The sequence below is a fragment of the Leptospira kirschneri serovar Cynopteri str. 3522 CT genome, from assembly GCF_000243695.2.
Classification (GTDB): domain Bacteria; phylum Spirochaetota; class Leptospiria; order Leptospirales; family Leptospiraceae; genus Leptospira; species Leptospira kirschneri.
In genome coordinates, this window is sequence record NZ_AHMN02000004.1 from 212,505 (window position 1) to 227,661 (window position 15,157).

The 15,157-nt window shown below is 35.9% G+C and carries 11 protein-coding genes and 2 pseudogenes; 5 read left to right on the forward strand and 8 right to left on the reverse strand.

Going from position 1 to position 15,157, the window contains the following annotated elements:
- Positions 1 to 113: 113 nt before the first annotated feature.
- Entirely contained in the window at positions 114 to 1,373 is a 1,260-nt protein-coding gene (locus LEP1GSC049_RS223070) for a sensor histidine kinase (RefSeq protein ID WP_016560435.1), read from the reverse strand.
- Between LEP1GSC049_RS223070 and LEP1GSC049_RS2000000225435 the strand changes: the two are divergent.
- From LEP1GSC049_RS2000000225435 to LEP1GSC049_RS223050, 5 genes and pseudogenes are all read left to right on the forward strand, one after another.
- A pseudogene (locus LEP1GSC049_RS2000000225435) lies at positions 1,372 to 1,559 on the forward strand (hypothetical protein). The gene LEP1GSC049_RS223070 and the pseudogene LEP1GSC049_RS2000000225435 overlap by 2 nt on opposite strands.
- 99 nt (positions 1,560 to 1,658) lie before the next feature.
- Positions 1,659 to 3,680: a right-handed parallel beta-helix repeat-containing protein gene (locus tag LEP1GSC049_RS223065; protein ID WP_004758413.1), complete on the forward strand. Its 2,022-nt coding sequence runs from the start codon at positions 1,659 to 1,661 to the stop codon at positions 3,678 to 3,680.
- Positions 3,681 to 3,720: 40 nt separating this feature from the next.
- The gene (locus LEP1GSC049_RS223060; RefSeq protein WP_004754572.1) at positions 3,721 to 4,035 is read left to right on the forward strand and encodes a PLDc N-terminal domain-containing protein; all 315 of its coding nucleotides are present in this window, start codon (positions 3,721 to 3,723) and stop codon (positions 4,033 to 4,035) included.
- Positions 4,022 to 5,053 carry a multicopper oxidase domain-containing protein gene (locus tag LEP1GSC049_RS223055; protein ID WP_004754674.1) on the forward strand — a complete coding sequence of 344 codons (1,032 nt, stop codon included), beginning with the start codon at positions 4,022 to 4,024 and terminating at the stop codon, positions 5,051 to 5,053. Before LEP1GSC049_RS223060 ends, LEP1GSC049_RS223055 begins: the two co-directional genes overlap by 14 nt.
- A 182-nt stretch (positions 5,054 to 5,235) precedes the next feature.
- Entirely contained in the window at positions 5,236 to 5,823 is a 588-nt protein-coding gene (locus LEP1GSC049_RS223050; RefSeq protein WP_004758295.1) for an SCO family protein, read from the forward strand.
- 518 nt (positions 5,824 to 6,341) lie between these two features.
- On the opposite strand, the gene LEP1GSC049_RS223045 is transcribed toward LEP1GSC049_RS223050, so the two are convergent.
- The 7 genes and pseudogenes from LEP1GSC049_RS223045 to LEP1GSC049_RS02000000224410 form a co-directional block, all read right to left on the reverse strand.
- A complete protein-coding gene (locus LEP1GSC049_RS223045) occupies positions 6,342 to 7,184 on the reverse strand; it encodes an LIC13305 family lipoprotein (RefSeq protein ID WP_016560484.1) in 843 nt (280 codons plus the stop codon).
- Positions 7,185 to 7,855: 671 nt separating this feature from the next.
- Positions 7,856 to 8,203 (reverse strand): DMT family protein, encoded by a 348-nt coding sequence (locus LEP1GSC049_RS223040; RefSeq protein ID WP_004753715.1) that lies wholly within the window; start codon positions 8,201 to 8,203, stop codon positions 7,856 to 7,858.
- Positions 8,204 to 8,579: 376 nt separating this feature from the next.
- Positions 8,580 to 8,984 carry an Hsp20/alpha crystallin family protein gene (locus LEP1GSC049_RS223035; protein WP_004753703.1) on the reverse strand — a complete coding sequence of 135 codons (405 nt, stop codon included), beginning with the start codon at positions 8,982 to 8,984 and terminating at the stop codon, positions 8,580 to 8,582.
- A gap of 20 nt (positions 8,985 to 9,004) precedes the next feature.
- Positions 9,005 to 9,421 carry an Hsp20/alpha crystallin family protein gene (locus tag LEP1GSC049_RS223030; protein WP_016560384.1) on the reverse strand — a complete coding sequence of 139 codons (417 nt, stop codon included), beginning with the start codon at positions 9,419 to 9,421 and terminating at the stop codon, positions 9,005 to 9,007.
- Between the two features lie 946 nt (positions 9,422 to 10,367).
- Complete coding sequence (locus LEP1GSC049_RS223025; RefSeq protein WP_016560377.1) at positions 10,368 to 11,783, reverse strand: SBBP repeat beta-propeller lipoprotein, LipL53 family; 1,416 nt, start codon at positions 11,781 to 11,783, stop codon at positions 10,368 to 10,370.
- A gap of 432 nt (positions 11,784 to 12,215) precedes the next feature.
- Positions 12,216 to 13,637: an SBBP repeat beta-propeller lipoprotein, LipL53 family gene (locus tag LEP1GSC049_RS223020; protein WP_016560362.1), complete on the reverse strand. Its 1,422-nt coding sequence runs from the start codon at positions 13,635 to 13,637 to the stop codon at positions 12,216 to 12,218.
- Positions 13,638 to 14,603: 966 nt separating this feature from the next.
- A pseudogene (locus LEP1GSC049_RS02000000224410) lies at positions 14,604 to 15,154 on the reverse strand (imm11 family protein).
- Between the last annotated feature and the right edge of the window lie 3 nt (positions 15,155 to 15,157).

The following is a 15,157-nucleotide window of genomic DNA, read 5'->3' on the forward strand; positions in this document are numbered from 1 at the left end:
CAAACCAAATCGTACGCCATTTTTTTAGAAAGAGACTTTTAAAACGATGCTACTTACATTTTTGGTTTTCGTAAACTTTCTAAGTTTATGGTTTTTTAAATTGAAATAGACGTTTAAGAAAAAAAACGAACTCGAACTAAAAATCCGTTTTCCTTTTCTATCTCTAGTTCCCCTCTTAATTGAAGGCAAAACGCTTGGATTAGACTCATCCCTGCCATAGACTTACTTTTTTCGGACTTTTCTCCAATGCCGTTATCCGCGATTTCTAAAATAAAATACCCGGAGTCCGATTTTTGAAACGATACCGTAATTTTACCCTTACGATTTTCTGGAAAAGCGTGTTTAAAAGAATTGATCATGAGTTCGTTTAAAATCAATCCGCAAGGAATCGCTTTGTCGACCGAAAGTAAGGCTTCTATTATATTAGAATTTACTTGAATACTTCCGTCGTTTGGGCCGTATGAAAGAAAAATATGATTTACTAATGCACCTAGATATTCTTGGGTTTGAACGACTTTGTATGAATCGTTTAAAAATAAATATTCCTGAACGATTTCCATGGATTGAATCCGATCGATTGCCGACTCGATTGCTTTTTTGGCGGGTTCTGATTCTGTTTTTTCTCGATCTAAATTCAACATTCCTAAAATCAAATGAATATTATTTTTCACTCTGTGTTGTATTTCTTTAAATAAAGTTTCTTTATAATTTAAAGATTCTATTAGTTTTGATTCTTTTTCCGCGTAAGTGAAAATTTTATTTTGAAGTTTTCTATTTGTATCTTTGTGGGTTAAAGATAAACGTTTTTGTTTTCGGATTCCATTTAAGATTTCTAATATTAAAAACGTAAGAATCCCGCATAAAAAAGTAAAGTTAGCTCCTATTACAAAAACTTGAAAGTAAGTAATGGATCCGGTCCAGATTTTATAATGAATAAAAAGAATTCCTGAAAAAACAAAAACGGATGTAAACACCCAACTCCAAAATGTAAAAACGCGGCCTAAAAAAATTCCGCAAAAAACGGGAACTAAAAATAACCAAAGAATTCCTGCTCCGCCTAAACCGATTTTAGTATAAAGTAAACAACCTAAGATAAAAATTAAGGATACTAAAAAGTAAGATTTAGGTTTGTAGAATCGATTTGGAAGTAGTAATAAAAACCATACTAAAAGAAGGGAGAGAGTGTCTAAGATGACTACTTCTCCTAGTCCTTGTTGCCAGGCTAAATATACACTCGGGATATAGATTAAAAAACCGAAACAAGAAACTAAAATCAAAATGATTTGTATGACGTTTCTTTTCCAAACGCTCAAGTGTGTAGAACGATGAGAGTGTAGTTTGAATAATTTTTCGAAATGAGAAAGAAGATTCATGTCGATCCGAACATTTACAACTTTCCGATTGCGAAATAACAAACGTTCCATTCGGTTCTGGAAAAATCTTTCTCATCTTATTTTTGTCTTGAGTTTTTTGAAATATGTGAGCTTGTGCTCATTATTCTGAAAACAATAGATTTTGAAGCCGTTGATAGTTTGAGAAGGTTTACTTTTACCGTATAACTTTATAACTTCTTGAGATCGAATGTAAATGTGCAGTCCTATTCAGAACAATCCTCAGATTCAGTATACAATAAAATTCCTTAAAGCCCAGGGGGGTTCATGAAAATACTAAATTTTGAAACTACAAAAGTTGTTTATTGGTTCGTTTTACTTTGGATTGGAATTTTATTCGGGATTTTAATTTCGGCTTGTTCCGGAGAAAAAAAAGATGAAATCAATGGTTTTGCACACGTATTGATGATTGATAATTCTTTTTCTCCTCCGATGCAGAAAATTCCAGTCGGTGGAATTGTGGAATTTATCAATTCCGGAAACAATCCGCATAACGCGATTGCGGTGGATAAAAATTGGTCTACGGAAAAGTCTTTTGGAAATATAGTCATGTCTCGAGGAACAAAAACGAAAGTTTCTTTTCCAAAAGAAGGTGTTTTTCCCTACTTCTGTTCCTTTCATGCAACTCCAGACGGTAAAAATGGAATGGTGGGAGATATTGTGGTAGGAAATGTTCCTTATAATCCCGCCGCAAAATCAGGTAAATTTTGGAAAAACGTTTCTCGATTTTCGGGAACGACTCGTAAGGTTCCTTCCTCCTATCCTACGATTCAAAATGCTGTCGATGCGGCAAATCCTGGCGATCTCGTTTTGATTAGCGAAGGTATTTATTGGGAGGAAGTGACTGTGACAACTCCTTCGATTACGATTCGAGGAGTGGATCGTAACAAAGTAATCATAGACGGTCAGTTTCAAAGAGGGAACGGGATCATGGTTGTCGCGGCGGATGGAGTTGTAATCGAAAATTTAACCGCTAGAAACGCTACGTTAAACGGCTTTTATTGGACGGGTGTAAAAGGATATAGAGGTTCTTATCTCACTGCACATAACAACGGTGACTACGGAATTTATGCGTTCGATTCCGTAAACGGAGTAATTGAACATTCTTATGCTTCCGGTTCTCCCGATTCTGGAATTTATATAGGACAGTGTTATCCGTGTAAGGCGATTATCTATGACGTTGTTTCGGAACACAACGCTTTGGGTTATTCCGGAACCAATGCGGGAGGAGAACTCTATCTGATCGGTTCCGTTTGGAAGAATAATATCGTAGGTCTTGCACCGAATACTTTAGATAGGGAATTACTTCCTCCTGAAAGAGAAACTACGATCTTAGGAAACTTAGTCTATAATAACAATAATCCTAAGGCTCCGATTGCAGCTTTAGAATATCCATCTTTTGGAAATGGTATTTTGATCGCGGGAGGTCTTTCTAATGTGATCCGAAAGAACGTAGTCGTCGAACATCAAAACAATGGAATTGTAATTCTTCCTAACTTAGATGAAAACTTTTGGCTTTCTCATAACAACGTAGTTCAAGACAATATAGTCTATAACTCAGGAAGAGCGGATATTACTTTGGTTGGTCCTATGAGTACCGGAAATTGTTTTTCCAATAACCAATATAGAACGGAACTTCCAGCGTTTTTAGAAAAATGGAACGGTTGTGGTTCTTGGATCCGGCTTCCGATGGGAGGGGATCTTTCTATGATGTTAGGTGCTCTTGGTTTGATGGTTCAGGCTTCCGGCGGAAGATTTCCTTCCGGGAATTACAAAGAACAGCCTATTCCAGGTCCTCAATTGAATTTGCCTTTAGGAAATGCGGCTCCTGTAAAACCTGCGTTAACCGCCTTTGAAGATTTTAATCTGGATTTAAATCAAGTGAAACTTCCTAAAGAAGCGGAAGAGATTTTAAAAACGGTTCCTAGAAAACCCGCACCTACTACCGGTGCAATTACACTTGTAAAACCGATTGGCCTTTTCCCGTTTTTTTATCATTGGTTGGGATTTTTACTTCCGTTTGCGATTTATGTTTGTTGGACTTCTATGTCTTTGTTGGATCTAAAAGATAGAACGGATTTGGAGTTAATCCGAAAAATCTATTGGATAATCACAATACTTTTCATTCCGATTCTAAGTCCTGCGGTTTATCTGATAATAGGTGGAAATAAATATCCAAACTGGTTTAGAAGAACCTTAGTTTGGGGCGGACTGGTTGTATTCTTTTTACTTTTGGCTTATACCGGAATTTCTTTGATGAACGGAGTAGGAACCAAAACAATCAGTTGAGTATTTTAAAATATTCAGAAATAATTATAGGAGAAAAATTATGGAACAAACTGTTATAGGCGGCCCTGGATTTTTTGCTTTATTATTCAATTTTTACGGGTATTACTTTCCGTTTATACTCTACACACTTCTTGCACCTTTGGCACTTTCGGATCTGGTAAAAAGAGAGGATGTAGATTCCAAAATCGGTTCTATCTGGACTGGTGCGATTCTTTTGGTTCCAATTTTAGGGGCGGGCGCCTATCTCATTGCGGGTGGATCTAAGATTCCTTCTTGGTTAAAAAACATACTCGTTTATGGAGGAGTTGGAATTTTAGCCCTGATCATTTTAGTCACTTCGGTTGCTAAATTTTAAAAAGAAGTTGAATCGTAAACAGTTTCTCAAGTGGATCGGAATCGGAGGCGCCGGTTTGGCCACCGGAGCAGGAATCAGTTCGATCGGAGACGAAAAGAGTGGTCTGCTTTGTAAGATACGACCTGGGATCGTAGGAGTTAATAAAGAAACTTCCGTTCCTGGAAATCCAGGGAATAATTCTTACGGGAGTATGGTGCATCCTCCTTTTCATATTGATCCCGCTTTTTTGAATCGGATGGAATTGAAGAATTTAGAAGTTTCTTCGGGACCGATCTTAAAACAACACATTAGCATTGTAGAAATGCCTTTGACGGTTGCACACAATACTGTAGTCAAAGCCTGGACTTTTAACGGAGTTGTTCCCGGTCCTGTGGTTCGAGCCCAACTGGGACAGAGGATGGAAATTACTCTTAGAAACGATTCCGAACATCCACATTCGATTCACTTTCATGGAAGTCATGATCCAAACGAAGACGGTTGGGATCCTGTAGTGATTGGGGGTGAAAAAACGTATTCACTGACTGCAGGTCCGATCGGATTTCATCCGTATCATTGTCACGTTCCTCCATTGGCTAGTCATATGGCAAAAGGTCTTTACGGTGGTTTGATCGTGGATCCACCCGGAGGACGTACAGCTGCACATGAATTTATGCTGATTCTTTCTGGATGGGATTTAGAAGACAAAGGGAGAAATGATCTTTTTTGTTGGAACGGAATGGCCGGTTTTTACGATCGATATCCAATTAAAGTTCCGGTTGGTCAAAAGGTGCGTCTTTATATTGCAAACATGTGCGAATACGAACCGGTCGCTTCTTTTCATTTACACGCACAGACATTTGACGTGTTTCGAACTGGAACCAGACTCGTTCCGGATGATCATACGGACGTAGTTACACTTGGGCAAACGGAAAGGGTGATATTAGAATTTACTCTTCCTAAAAGAGGAAGGTATATGTTTCATCCTCACCAAACAAAAATGGCAGAGAAGGGTGCGATGGGTTGGATCGTTGCAGTATGACATATAACGTGAGTGATTAATGAAAAAAACGGAAGAAAATTAATTTTTCAAGAATTCTAACGTGGATTTATATAGATTGTATTGATGTGTAAAGTTTTAGATCGAGAGTGATCGACCCTATTTTTATTTTTTACACGGATTCAAATGAATGAAATGACGTATAATGTATCTAGGTGAAAGTTTTGAAGGAAAGAATTCTTTTTGTAGTAGTTTTGTTTTTGGGAATCGGTCTAGGTTTTTTCGGTTGGAAAGTATGGAAATCTAGATTGGCTGGAATTCAAGAACCTGTTTTTGTGGAAGAATGGTCTAAGACTACTTTGAAGGATACTCAAAACTTGGAAATTCCTTTAAGCAAAATCCCAGGCAAACTCAAACTAGTCTATTTCGGATTTTCGCATTGTCCGGATATGTGTCCAAGAGCATTGATAGATATGTCTTTGGCCGTTAAGGAATTAGGAGACGAGGGAAAAAAACTGACTCCTGTATTTATCAGTGTAGATCCGGAAAGGGATTCACCGTCTCTACTTGCAAAATACGTAAAACAGTTTTCTGAAGAAAGGTTTGTCGCTTTAACGGGTGAAAAATCTAAACTAGATTCTTTGCAGAGTGCGTTTGGAGCCGTGTCTAAAAAAGTCAACACGCAAGGAGGGTATACTGTGGATCACACCGTTTTTATTTATGTTTTAGATGATCAAAATAGGATTTTAATGACTTTTCCGGGAGGAATGGACGGAAAAACTATCGCGAAAGAAATTAGACGTTTTTTTTGAGATTCGTATCGATTCCCTCATAAACCTGATTCCAAAAAAATAGATTTAGAATTTCAGAAAATTCTAAACTTGTAATCGTACAATGATCTACTGAACTTGAGTTCGGTTATGATTCATTTATCCGAAAAAAGTTGGATCCGAATTTTACGGATCAATTCCTACTCATAACTATATAATAAAATACCTAATACTTTGCACTGAAATAGAATAGTGTTTTGCGATAAAAATTTGAAGTAGGCATTGAGATCAGTAAAATGTGAAGACTACAGTAAATCACGATTTTACGAGCAAATTCTAAAATTGTATTCTTTTAGAAAATGGTTCTCGTTCTCTTACGTCGAACTCACGTTAATGTAGCTAGGTAAAAACACGATTAACATTTTTAAAAAATTTCAGAATCAGACTTTTCTATAAGCTAAGTATATTTGTTTTATTTAAATTATATTTTATGAATTTGATTGCATATTTCAAGATTTTAATGAATTATCAAAGATTCATTAAAATCTTTTGGAAAACATTTAGTCGCAGGTAGTTTCAGAATTGATTCTGGTCCAGTAGGTATCGTTACCTTTATAAGGCCAAAATTCATTTAAAATTGAAATTAACTTTTTGACTTTATTCGCAACGATAGGATCCACGGCACAGGTATTTTTTAAAATTGTGTTTTCATTTTCGGTTCCCATAAGAACTGCCATGAGTTCGGATCTATCTTCTTCCTGAGTCAAAGTAGAATAAAGATCGATAAAACCGGGGACTGGATTTGTAAGAGCAGCCCAAGGAATGCCGGGGTTTGCATAGGCTTCGGCACCTCCATTTCCATACTGAAAACTCGGTGTATTTAAACTGCTCCAATCTGATAGTATCTTTCGCATATCTCCATAATGAGCAAAGTCTACGTTATGATTCAATTCGTGATGTATTACGTGGATTAAATAGTCTCGTGTTGATGTTCCGGTTCCATTGATAGAAAGATATAAAACCTTTTGATATGCGTCTGGAACCGCTGCGATATTTTGTCCGTTTAGTTTTAAATTTTTTCCCAAAATTACTTTTTCCGCTCTTCCTTTAATCCAATATCCTCGGGGATACTTTTCAATTTCCAGGTCTAAAAAATTCCTATAATTTTGAATTTCATTTACGGGAGCGATTTCATATTGGATCTCGTTGAATGTGTCAGGTATGATTCGGTCGGAGATGATTTCCACATCTCGATTATAATCTTCAGCTTTATCTGCATTTGCTAATTGATTTATATGTAAAAGTAAAAATAAAATTACGTTTGAATTTTCTTTATTTTCTTTGCTATTACAAGCATTGAGAATGAGAAGGAGCAAACAAATAAGAATCGATTTTTTGATCATCTGTTTATAATACTCTTTTTTCGTGTTTTTTTCGTTTGGGATTATAATCTGAAAAAGTCTGTTTTTTAACAGAGGATCTAAATTTTGAAATAAGTACGAGATTTTTCTAAGTTAACGTGAGCAGGGCGTAACGCGAAAGGGATCGATGCGGTAAAACTAAAGTAGAACGTTTTCTACCATAACAACCCCACAAGTATTTGGATCTCAATATTAAATCTGTGGGAATTACGACAAATCCTCTGTAAAACTGAGCCCACCCTTATTTTTGGGTGGGGCAACTCAATGAATTGCTTCCCATGGGTCGCAATTCAGGTGGAGAAGTTCGGAAAATTTTTCTCTATCAGAAAAACATACTTTTTGCAAGTAAAAAGACTCATTCTTGTCGGAACATTTGAAAAATGTGCGTTTTAGGATCAAGTTATTGGTATTTTATGAAAATTGAATCTGGTTTGGAATTCACAATAACTTGACCGAAGAGGAGAAGCCCGGCCTGCGCTTTATACGATTTTCGTTTTATTTTACAAATGGATTCAAGCTTAGGAAGCACCCGAATTATTACTTTTTAGAAATTCTGAAATCAGTCATTTGGATTTGTAAAAGTTCCTAGATTTTTGAGATAACTGGTTTTGTAAGTAACGATCTTATAACCATTTTGGTTTGATAACAAGTGACTAAGAATGTGTTTTATCGTAAAAAGCAAATCCTACCGCGGCCAAGATCAAAAGAAAACTTACCGCGTGATTCCATTTGATTTTTTCCTTTAAAACTAAAGAAGCGAATAGTATAAATATGCTAATCGTAATGATCTCTTGCAGAATCTTGAGTTGAAACGTGCTGTAACCCTCTTCGTTGTATCCGATTCGATTTGCGGGAACCATCAGTATATATTCAAAAAGTGCAATTCCCCAACTTAGAAAAATTGTAAGAGGTAAACTCCAACCGTGAAAAAACTTTAAATGGCCGTACCAAGCAAAAGTCATAAAAAGATTGGAACATATAAGTAGAAAGAATGTTTTCATAAAAGAATATGAATTTGTGATTCCTTAGAAAGGCAATTCCGATTTAATTTTTATTATAGAGAATTGTTTGAGTGTAGAATATTGGTATTTTATTATATAGTTTTGAAATACTATAAACGGTTCCAATAGGGTCTTGCTCATGAAAATTTACATTTTATTTTTTACAAAAGAATATACTTAGAAAAGAAAGTTGGGTTCGCCTTAAAAAAATATATAAAAAAAGAACCCCAAACGATTTGGGGTTTTCAGTGTTAGGTTTTAGACTTCAGGTAGTATAATGTGTCTTTGTTAAACGTGATTTTAATCTCTTAAACAAATCTAGAAAAGTAAATCCGGCGGCGGAATTTTGGAAAATGAACACACCGCCGGATAAAGTTTATTCGGAACGAACCTCTATTTTTTTCGTAAGAGGTTTTCTCTTTGGAAGAGTCAGATTTAAGACTCCATTTTTATAAACCGCAGAGATACGATCCTCTTCTACAGATTCTGTAAGAGTGAAAACCCTTTTATATTCTCCTGTACGAAACTCAGAATATCTAAGTTCCCCCTGAATATCTTTACTTGAAATTTTTCCAGAGATGGTCAGTTGATCCTTTTCCAATTGGACTTGAACGTCTTTTTCTTCTACACCTGGAAGGTCTGCGAGTAGATAGATATTTTCCTCGTCGGAATAGATATCCACTCTGGGAGTGAGAATTCTTACTCTTTCTTTTTGTGTTTCTTCAGAAGTTTGATTCTCTTGGTCGGAATGATTTTTTTGATTCAAAACTGCACTGGTCATTGTATTTCTCCTAATCGCTGTTAGTTGGTTTGAATTTGGATCTTACGTGGTTTTACACTTTCCCGAATCGGTAGGGTGAGAGTCAAAACTCCGTTTTTAAATTCTGCATTTGTTTTTTCGGAATCCACTTCTGTCGGGAGTTCCAAGACCCTGCGAAATTTTCCATGGAATCTTTCTACTCGATTGGAATCTTGGGTCGTTTTTGGTTCCTTTGTAAAAGTTTCTCCGCTCAGATGGAGTTGATTTCCGCTTACGGTGATTTCCAGTTTTTCCGGATCGATTCCTGGAATCAGTGCCGTAATCGTCACGGAGTCGTTTCCTTTATATATGTTCAAAGCGGGGTAAGCGCTTCCACCATTGAGTAAAAACGGGTCCCAAAGACTGGAAAACTGATTCTGTAACTTATGAAGGTCTTCAAAGATTCTAAATTGGTTCATGATTGTTTATTCCTCTTTTTGGCAATCTAAAACTTAGAGTGCTAAAATGTAAAAAAAGTTCCAGCATTTTTTTAAAAAATTAGCAATCTTTTTTATTGAGTGCTAATTTTTTAAAAAAAGAAAAAATGAGATTTGGAGCCTTAGTAATATATGAGTTCGCTCATAATTTGTTTTTCTGAAAAAAGTTGGGATTAGAACTTTACGAATCGCTTTCTAAAACGTGGGAACTACCACAAATTAAGATTTTACGACCAAATTTTAAAATTGTGGGAACTTATACTTTTAGAAAATTTTTTCTTATCTTCTTGTGCTATCAACGTGAGGGTCTTAACTATTTGTAAGAGTTCCCATAAATTATGTCGTATTTACTATCAAGACTACGTTTTTTACGAATTCCTGTCTAAGGCAATTTTTGTTGGGGAGGCTAAAGTGGTAGTTCCCACATTTACAAAAAGATTTCTATTTTTAGATACAAGATCGAAAGAGTTTAGTATAACAAGATGTTCGTTACTTTTTAAAGTAATATGAGTTCGACGTAAGAAAACTAGGCGAATCCCTGGCTGTTAGGCAGTCTGACTGGGTTCTTTAGCCCCTGGTCAATAAATTGCATACAGGAAACAATCGTCTTTAGTTTCAATTTATTATAGAACAAGATCCATAGAGAGCGTTGTGCTTTAGTTCAATTCTGATTCTAAAATCTTCTTTCAACTTGTGGGACCTTCTATCGATTGCTCTTTGCAGATCTCAGCAAACGCCAATGTATTGCTTCCTTAAGCAGATCGTTAGAGAGGCTTCGCTTGAGTTCCTCTACAAGTGCAACATAATAATCACTTTCGTATTTTTATCTAACTCACCTTATAATGAAGATGTTTTAAACAAATCTACTTTGGGTCGAAAAACTGGATTTGAAAGTGATGATTCTTTTGAAGAAACTCCTAAAAAATGGTTATCTATATTTTATAAGAAACATATCATTTGTTCCATTGATTGGAGTTCCGTTGATTTCTCCGTTTGTATTTCCAATCGTGTAAAGATTTCCTTCTCGATCTTTTGCAATTTCGTTTCCAAATATTATTGCTCCTGGATTACCAATTTGTTCCATCCATTTGTTTTGTCCGAATGAATTGTGCTTTGTAAGAAAGGCGTCGCTATTTCCTAACGAGTTATTCCCTCCGTTCAAGATATTTCCATTGGTAGAACCAGTTGTAAAAATGTTTCCGCTTTTGTCGGTAATGATAGAACTGACCTGGGTCTCTTGCAAAAAGCCGCCGATAGGGCCGAATTGACGGACCCATTGTAACGTGCCGCGTGAATCGTATTTGATAATGGTTCCGAGTTTATTTGTTCCGCCTAACGTTGTTTCGAATCGGCCATTGCTGGATCCGCCTATCAATATGCTCCCAAATGGATCTACGGTTATAGAAGCCTCGTAAAATGATGTATCAGCAGAACCGAGTTGAGCGAAAAATCGGCCATTTCCATTGCTGTCGTATTTAAAAATAAAAATGTCCTCGTCTCCGATACTAGAGGGTGCATTTGTCTCATAGTTTATATTTCCGATACCGATTATATAAATATTACCTGTAATTTTATCGAAAGTGATTCCTTTAGAAGAACTTTGCGCTCTTTCGACTCCGATTTGACGGATCCAATCCTCGTCTCCGTTACTTTTGAACTTAATGATAAATCCGTTCCATCCGGTCAGAGGACCTCCCAAAGGTCCGTCTGAATTTCCGACTATATAAACATTTCCAAGAGCGTCTAACGTCATTTTTTGAGGTATAGTTTCATGCTTTGCAATACCTTTTTGTTTAGACCAAATTTGGTTTCCGTTGGAATCGAATTTTATTAAAAACAGATCTACCTTGCCCGTGAGAGCTCTCGGATAATTCCTGTTCGTATTGCCGGTTACATACACGTTATCGTTCGTATCGACTGCAATATCGGCTGCATGCAAAGTTGTACCTACGTTCCCAATTTGTTTCGTCCAAATCGGATTCATTTGAGAATCATACTTTCCAAGAATGAGATCCCGATTTCCAGAGGCCGCTGCCGAATTGTTATAAATACCTCTGTCCGTATCTCCCGTGATATAGATAAAATCTTTTTCGTCCACAGTTAGGCTTCTACCGTAAGTATTTGCGTTAGGAGCCCCAATAGACAGGGTCCGTTCTAATTCAAATGTTTTTGAATCTGAATAGATTGTTAGATCGAATAGATCGTCATTGTTCATGATTTCTTCAATTTTATCACGAATAAATAATTGAATCCAAAGATCGTTTGGTCCGGGATCTGATATACCTATTGCCTTAGCGGTGCACATTTGAAAAAATGTAAATAAAAGAATGTAAAATCTTCTCATAGTTTTCTTCCAACGCTGGTGTTATGACCTAAATTATTTATTATTTTTAGGAAAGAAATTTAATTCAAAGTAGGGTGGTTTGTCCTATTTTTATAGTAAAAGAATGTTTCAAAATTTTATTAGTGAATTCAAATATTCAAAAAAAAGAATTTAGATATAGAAATGAACTCAAGTCAAATATTTCTAAATTAGTGAAAAAGATAGAATTCGTTGCTGTACTTTGTTAAAAATAAACAAAATGATTTTACTCAGAATCGCAAAATAGAGTATTCAAAAATTTACTTTTTAACTGGGGATTTATCTCAAAATCTGCGATATTCTACTATATAACTCAAGTTATGTGATATTGAGGATGTTTTAAACAAATCTACTTTGGGTCGAAAAACTGGATTTGAAAGTAATGATTCCTTTGAAGAAACTTCTAAAAAATGGTTATCTATATTTTATAAGAAACATGTCATTCGCTCCAATGATAGGGGTTCCGTTGATTCCTCTGTTTGTATCTCCGATAACGTAGAGATTTCCTTGTGGATCAAGTCCAAGTCCATTTCCGGAAATGGTTGCACCGGGAATACCAATTTGTTGCATCCGTTGAATTTGTCCGGATGAATTGTGTTTTGTAATAAATGCGTCTTGAACTCCTAAAGAATTATCTCCTCCGTCTAAGATATTTCCATTTGTATGACCCGTAGTAAAAATATTTCCATATATATCGGTTATGATAGAACGGATCACCGCCTGTTTTGGAGGAGCGCTATCGGGACCGAATTGTTGAACCCATTGTAGAGAACCGAATGAATCATATTTTGCTATGGTTCCAAGCCAGCTCGTTCCAGTTAATTTATCTTTAAAACGACCGTTGCTCGTTCCACCTACAAAAACATTTCCGGATAAATCTACAGTTATGGATGGGTCCCCTAAGGATTTAGAGGCAGTACCGAGCTGGGCAAAAAATTGACGATTCCCTTGGGAATCATATTTGAAAATAAAAATGTCATTGTTTCCAATTGAGGGTATCTTGTTATTTTTAAAGTCTGCGCTAGTGATTCCGGCTACATAAATTGTATTTGTCGTTTTGTCGAAAGTGAGTCCTTTTGGAAAACTGGATGCTTGTGGAAATGCGATTTGATTTGCCCATTCTTGATTTCCGTTAACACTATTAAACTTGGCGATAAATCCGTTGGGTCCACTTAGAAGGCCGCCGAAAGGTCCGGATGATCTTCCGGTTATGTAAACATTTTCAAGCGAGTCTAACGTGATCTTTTCAGGAGAAATTGAAGCGTTTGCAATCCCTATTTGTATCCCCCAAAGTTCATTTCCATTGGAATCTAATTTGATTAGAAACATGTCATCCGTTCCAAAAAGTTGAGCGCCTCTGAAGTGATTTCTGGTATTGCCGGTAATAAACGTGTTTCCGTTCGAGTCGACTGCAATGTCTTGTACGTTTAAACTTATTCTTGCGCCTCCAATTTGCCGAGTACCGTTTACAATTGGGTTCATTTGAGAATCATATCTTCCGAAAATTAAGTCTCGAATTCCAACGGGTGCAGCATTATAAATCCCTCCGGTCGTTTCTCCTGCGATATAGATGGAACCTCTTTCGTCCACGATTAAATTTCTACCAATAGTGTTTGAATTAGGCGCTCCAAGTAGTAAAGTTTTTTTTAATATTAAGTTATTCGAATTTTCATAGGTTATTGTATCGAATAAATCTTCTTTATCCATGATTTCTTCGATCTTATCACGAATGAGTAGTTGCATCCAAAGATCGTTTGGTCCGGGATCAGGTAGGCCTACCACCTTAGTGGTGCACATTTGAAAGAATGTAAACAAAAGGAAGTAAAATCGTTTCATAGTTTTCTTTTCCGAACAGATATACGACTTAAATTATCTATTATCTTTAGAATAGAAATTTAATTCAAAGTAGGGTGTTTTATCCTACTTCTGTAAAAGAAGAATGTCTCAATATTTATTAAGGAATATAAATATTCAAAAAAAAAGAATTTAATTATAACGTGAGTTCGACGTAAGAAAATTGGGGCGAATAATAAACTCAAGTGCAACGACTCCCTATGGGTTGTCGTCGCAGTTCGCAAATTTCATAGTTAAAATGGCTCACGACCTAAAACGCGATCCATAGAGAGCGTTTTGCTGAGTTACTTCGAGCGACCGTAGAAGCGAGACGCTGAGTTAACGCTTTCGTAAAAAGCGTTTTACTGAGTTCTTTTCGCTCCAATTCCTTCGGAATTTTTCAAACTCAATGCTGCTCACTATGGATCGCAGCATAATAATCGCTTTCGCATTTGTTATGCCGAACTCACGTTAATTATAGAGAAGATCTCAAGTCAAATGTCTTTAAATTACTAAAAAAGACGGAATTGGTTATATTTGCCAAAAATGAGTCGAATCATTTTACTCAGGGTTATAAAAAAATTAGAGTTGTTGAAAAATTTCATAATGGAGATTGCTCATAACTATATAATAAAGTACCTTCTATTTTACATAGAATCAGCGTTTTTTGATAGAATTAACGGTACTCAATTTTATAGAGATCAGTAATATAGATCGTATGAATGTTTCAAACAATCTTTTGAGTGGTTCTAACAACATTAGAGTTATTGAAAATTTCATAGAAGCGATTCATGAAACTGCTTCCATAGATTATTTCATGAAACAGAAACAAGATTGAGAATTCATTTTTCAACAACTCTATTATATTTTTTTAAATTTAGTATCGTAAGTTTTATTATAAAACCTTGGCTAAATTCAAAGTTTTGAATGTTCTAAGGTATTAGTCTAAGTAGTGAAAGGATTTGATTTTTAAGAGCTCATGTATTCTTCCAATGGAATGAATGATACTCCGTTTAGTTGGGCATTTGTGAGTGTATCTTTTACTATAGAATCAATAATGATTAAACTGGGTTCTTCTCCTAAACGAAATAGTCTAAGTCCTAGTATTTTTGTGGAATCAATGATTGGGTTTTTTAGAATCAATCTTCCGGCGGGGCTTTTATTGATTCCACTTTTTAAACATTCTACACTTATCGGCAGAATACTCATATAGTAATTTGCTTTTGTTTCACCGGTTTGATTCTCAAAAAGTTCTACCGGATAATATTGAATGTTTTCTACTCCGATCCGGTCCAGAGAGTTCCGCATTTTTTCCGAGAACAATGGTAAATCCGCAGTCATCAATCTGGATATACGATTTCGTCTTCGTAATCTATTCTGATTGGAACTCGGATCGGAAGATTTAGAATTTCAATCTTTTTACCTGTCATTACATCAATCCTGTCTAGTTCTTCTGGTAAATCTCCGATATAAGGAACATTTAAATGATAGGTTACTTCTTCTAAAATATAGTAGTTCATTTT

Excerpts from the sequence above, each read along its gene's own strand:
- LEP1GSC049_RS223020 (WP_016560362.1), bottom strand. The coding sequence starts at position 13,637 with ATGAAACGATTTTACTTCCTTTTGTTTACATTCTTTCAAATGTGCACC.
- LEP1GSC049_RS223065 (WP_004758413.1), top strand. The coding sequence starts at position 1,659 with ATGAAAATACTAAATTTTGAAACTACAAAAGTTGTTTATTGGTTCGTT.
- LEP1GSC049_RS223040 (WP_004753715.1), bottom strand. The coding sequence starts at position 8,203 with ATGAAAACATTCTTTCTACTTATATGTTCCAATCTTTTTATGACTTTT.
- LEP1GSC049_RS223045 (WP_016560484.1), bottom strand. The coding sequence starts at position 7,184 with ATGATCAAAAAATCGATTCTTATTTGTTTGCTCCTTCTCATTCTCAAT.
- LEP1GSC049_RS223030 (WP_016560384.1), bottom strand. The coding sequence starts at position 9,421 with ATGAACCAATTTAGAATCTTTGAAGACCTTCATAAGTTACAGAATCAG.
- LEP1GSC049_RS223035 (WP_004753703.1), bottom strand. The coding sequence starts at position 8,984 with ATGACCAGTGCAGTTTTGAATCAAAAAAATCATTCCGACCAAGAGAAT.
- LEP1GSC049_RS223070 (WP_016560435.1), bottom strand. The coding sequence starts at position 1,373 with ATGAATCTTCTTTCTCATTTCGAAAAATTATTCAAACTACACTCTCAT.
- LEP1GSC049_RS223025 (WP_016560377.1), bottom strand. The coding sequence starts at position 11,783 with ATGAGAAGATTTTACATTCTTTTATTTACATTTTTTCAAATGTGCACC.
- LEP1GSC049_RS223060 (WP_004754572.1), top strand. The coding sequence starts at position 3,721 with ATGGAACAAACTGTTATAGGCGGCCCTGGATTTTTTGCTTTATTATTC.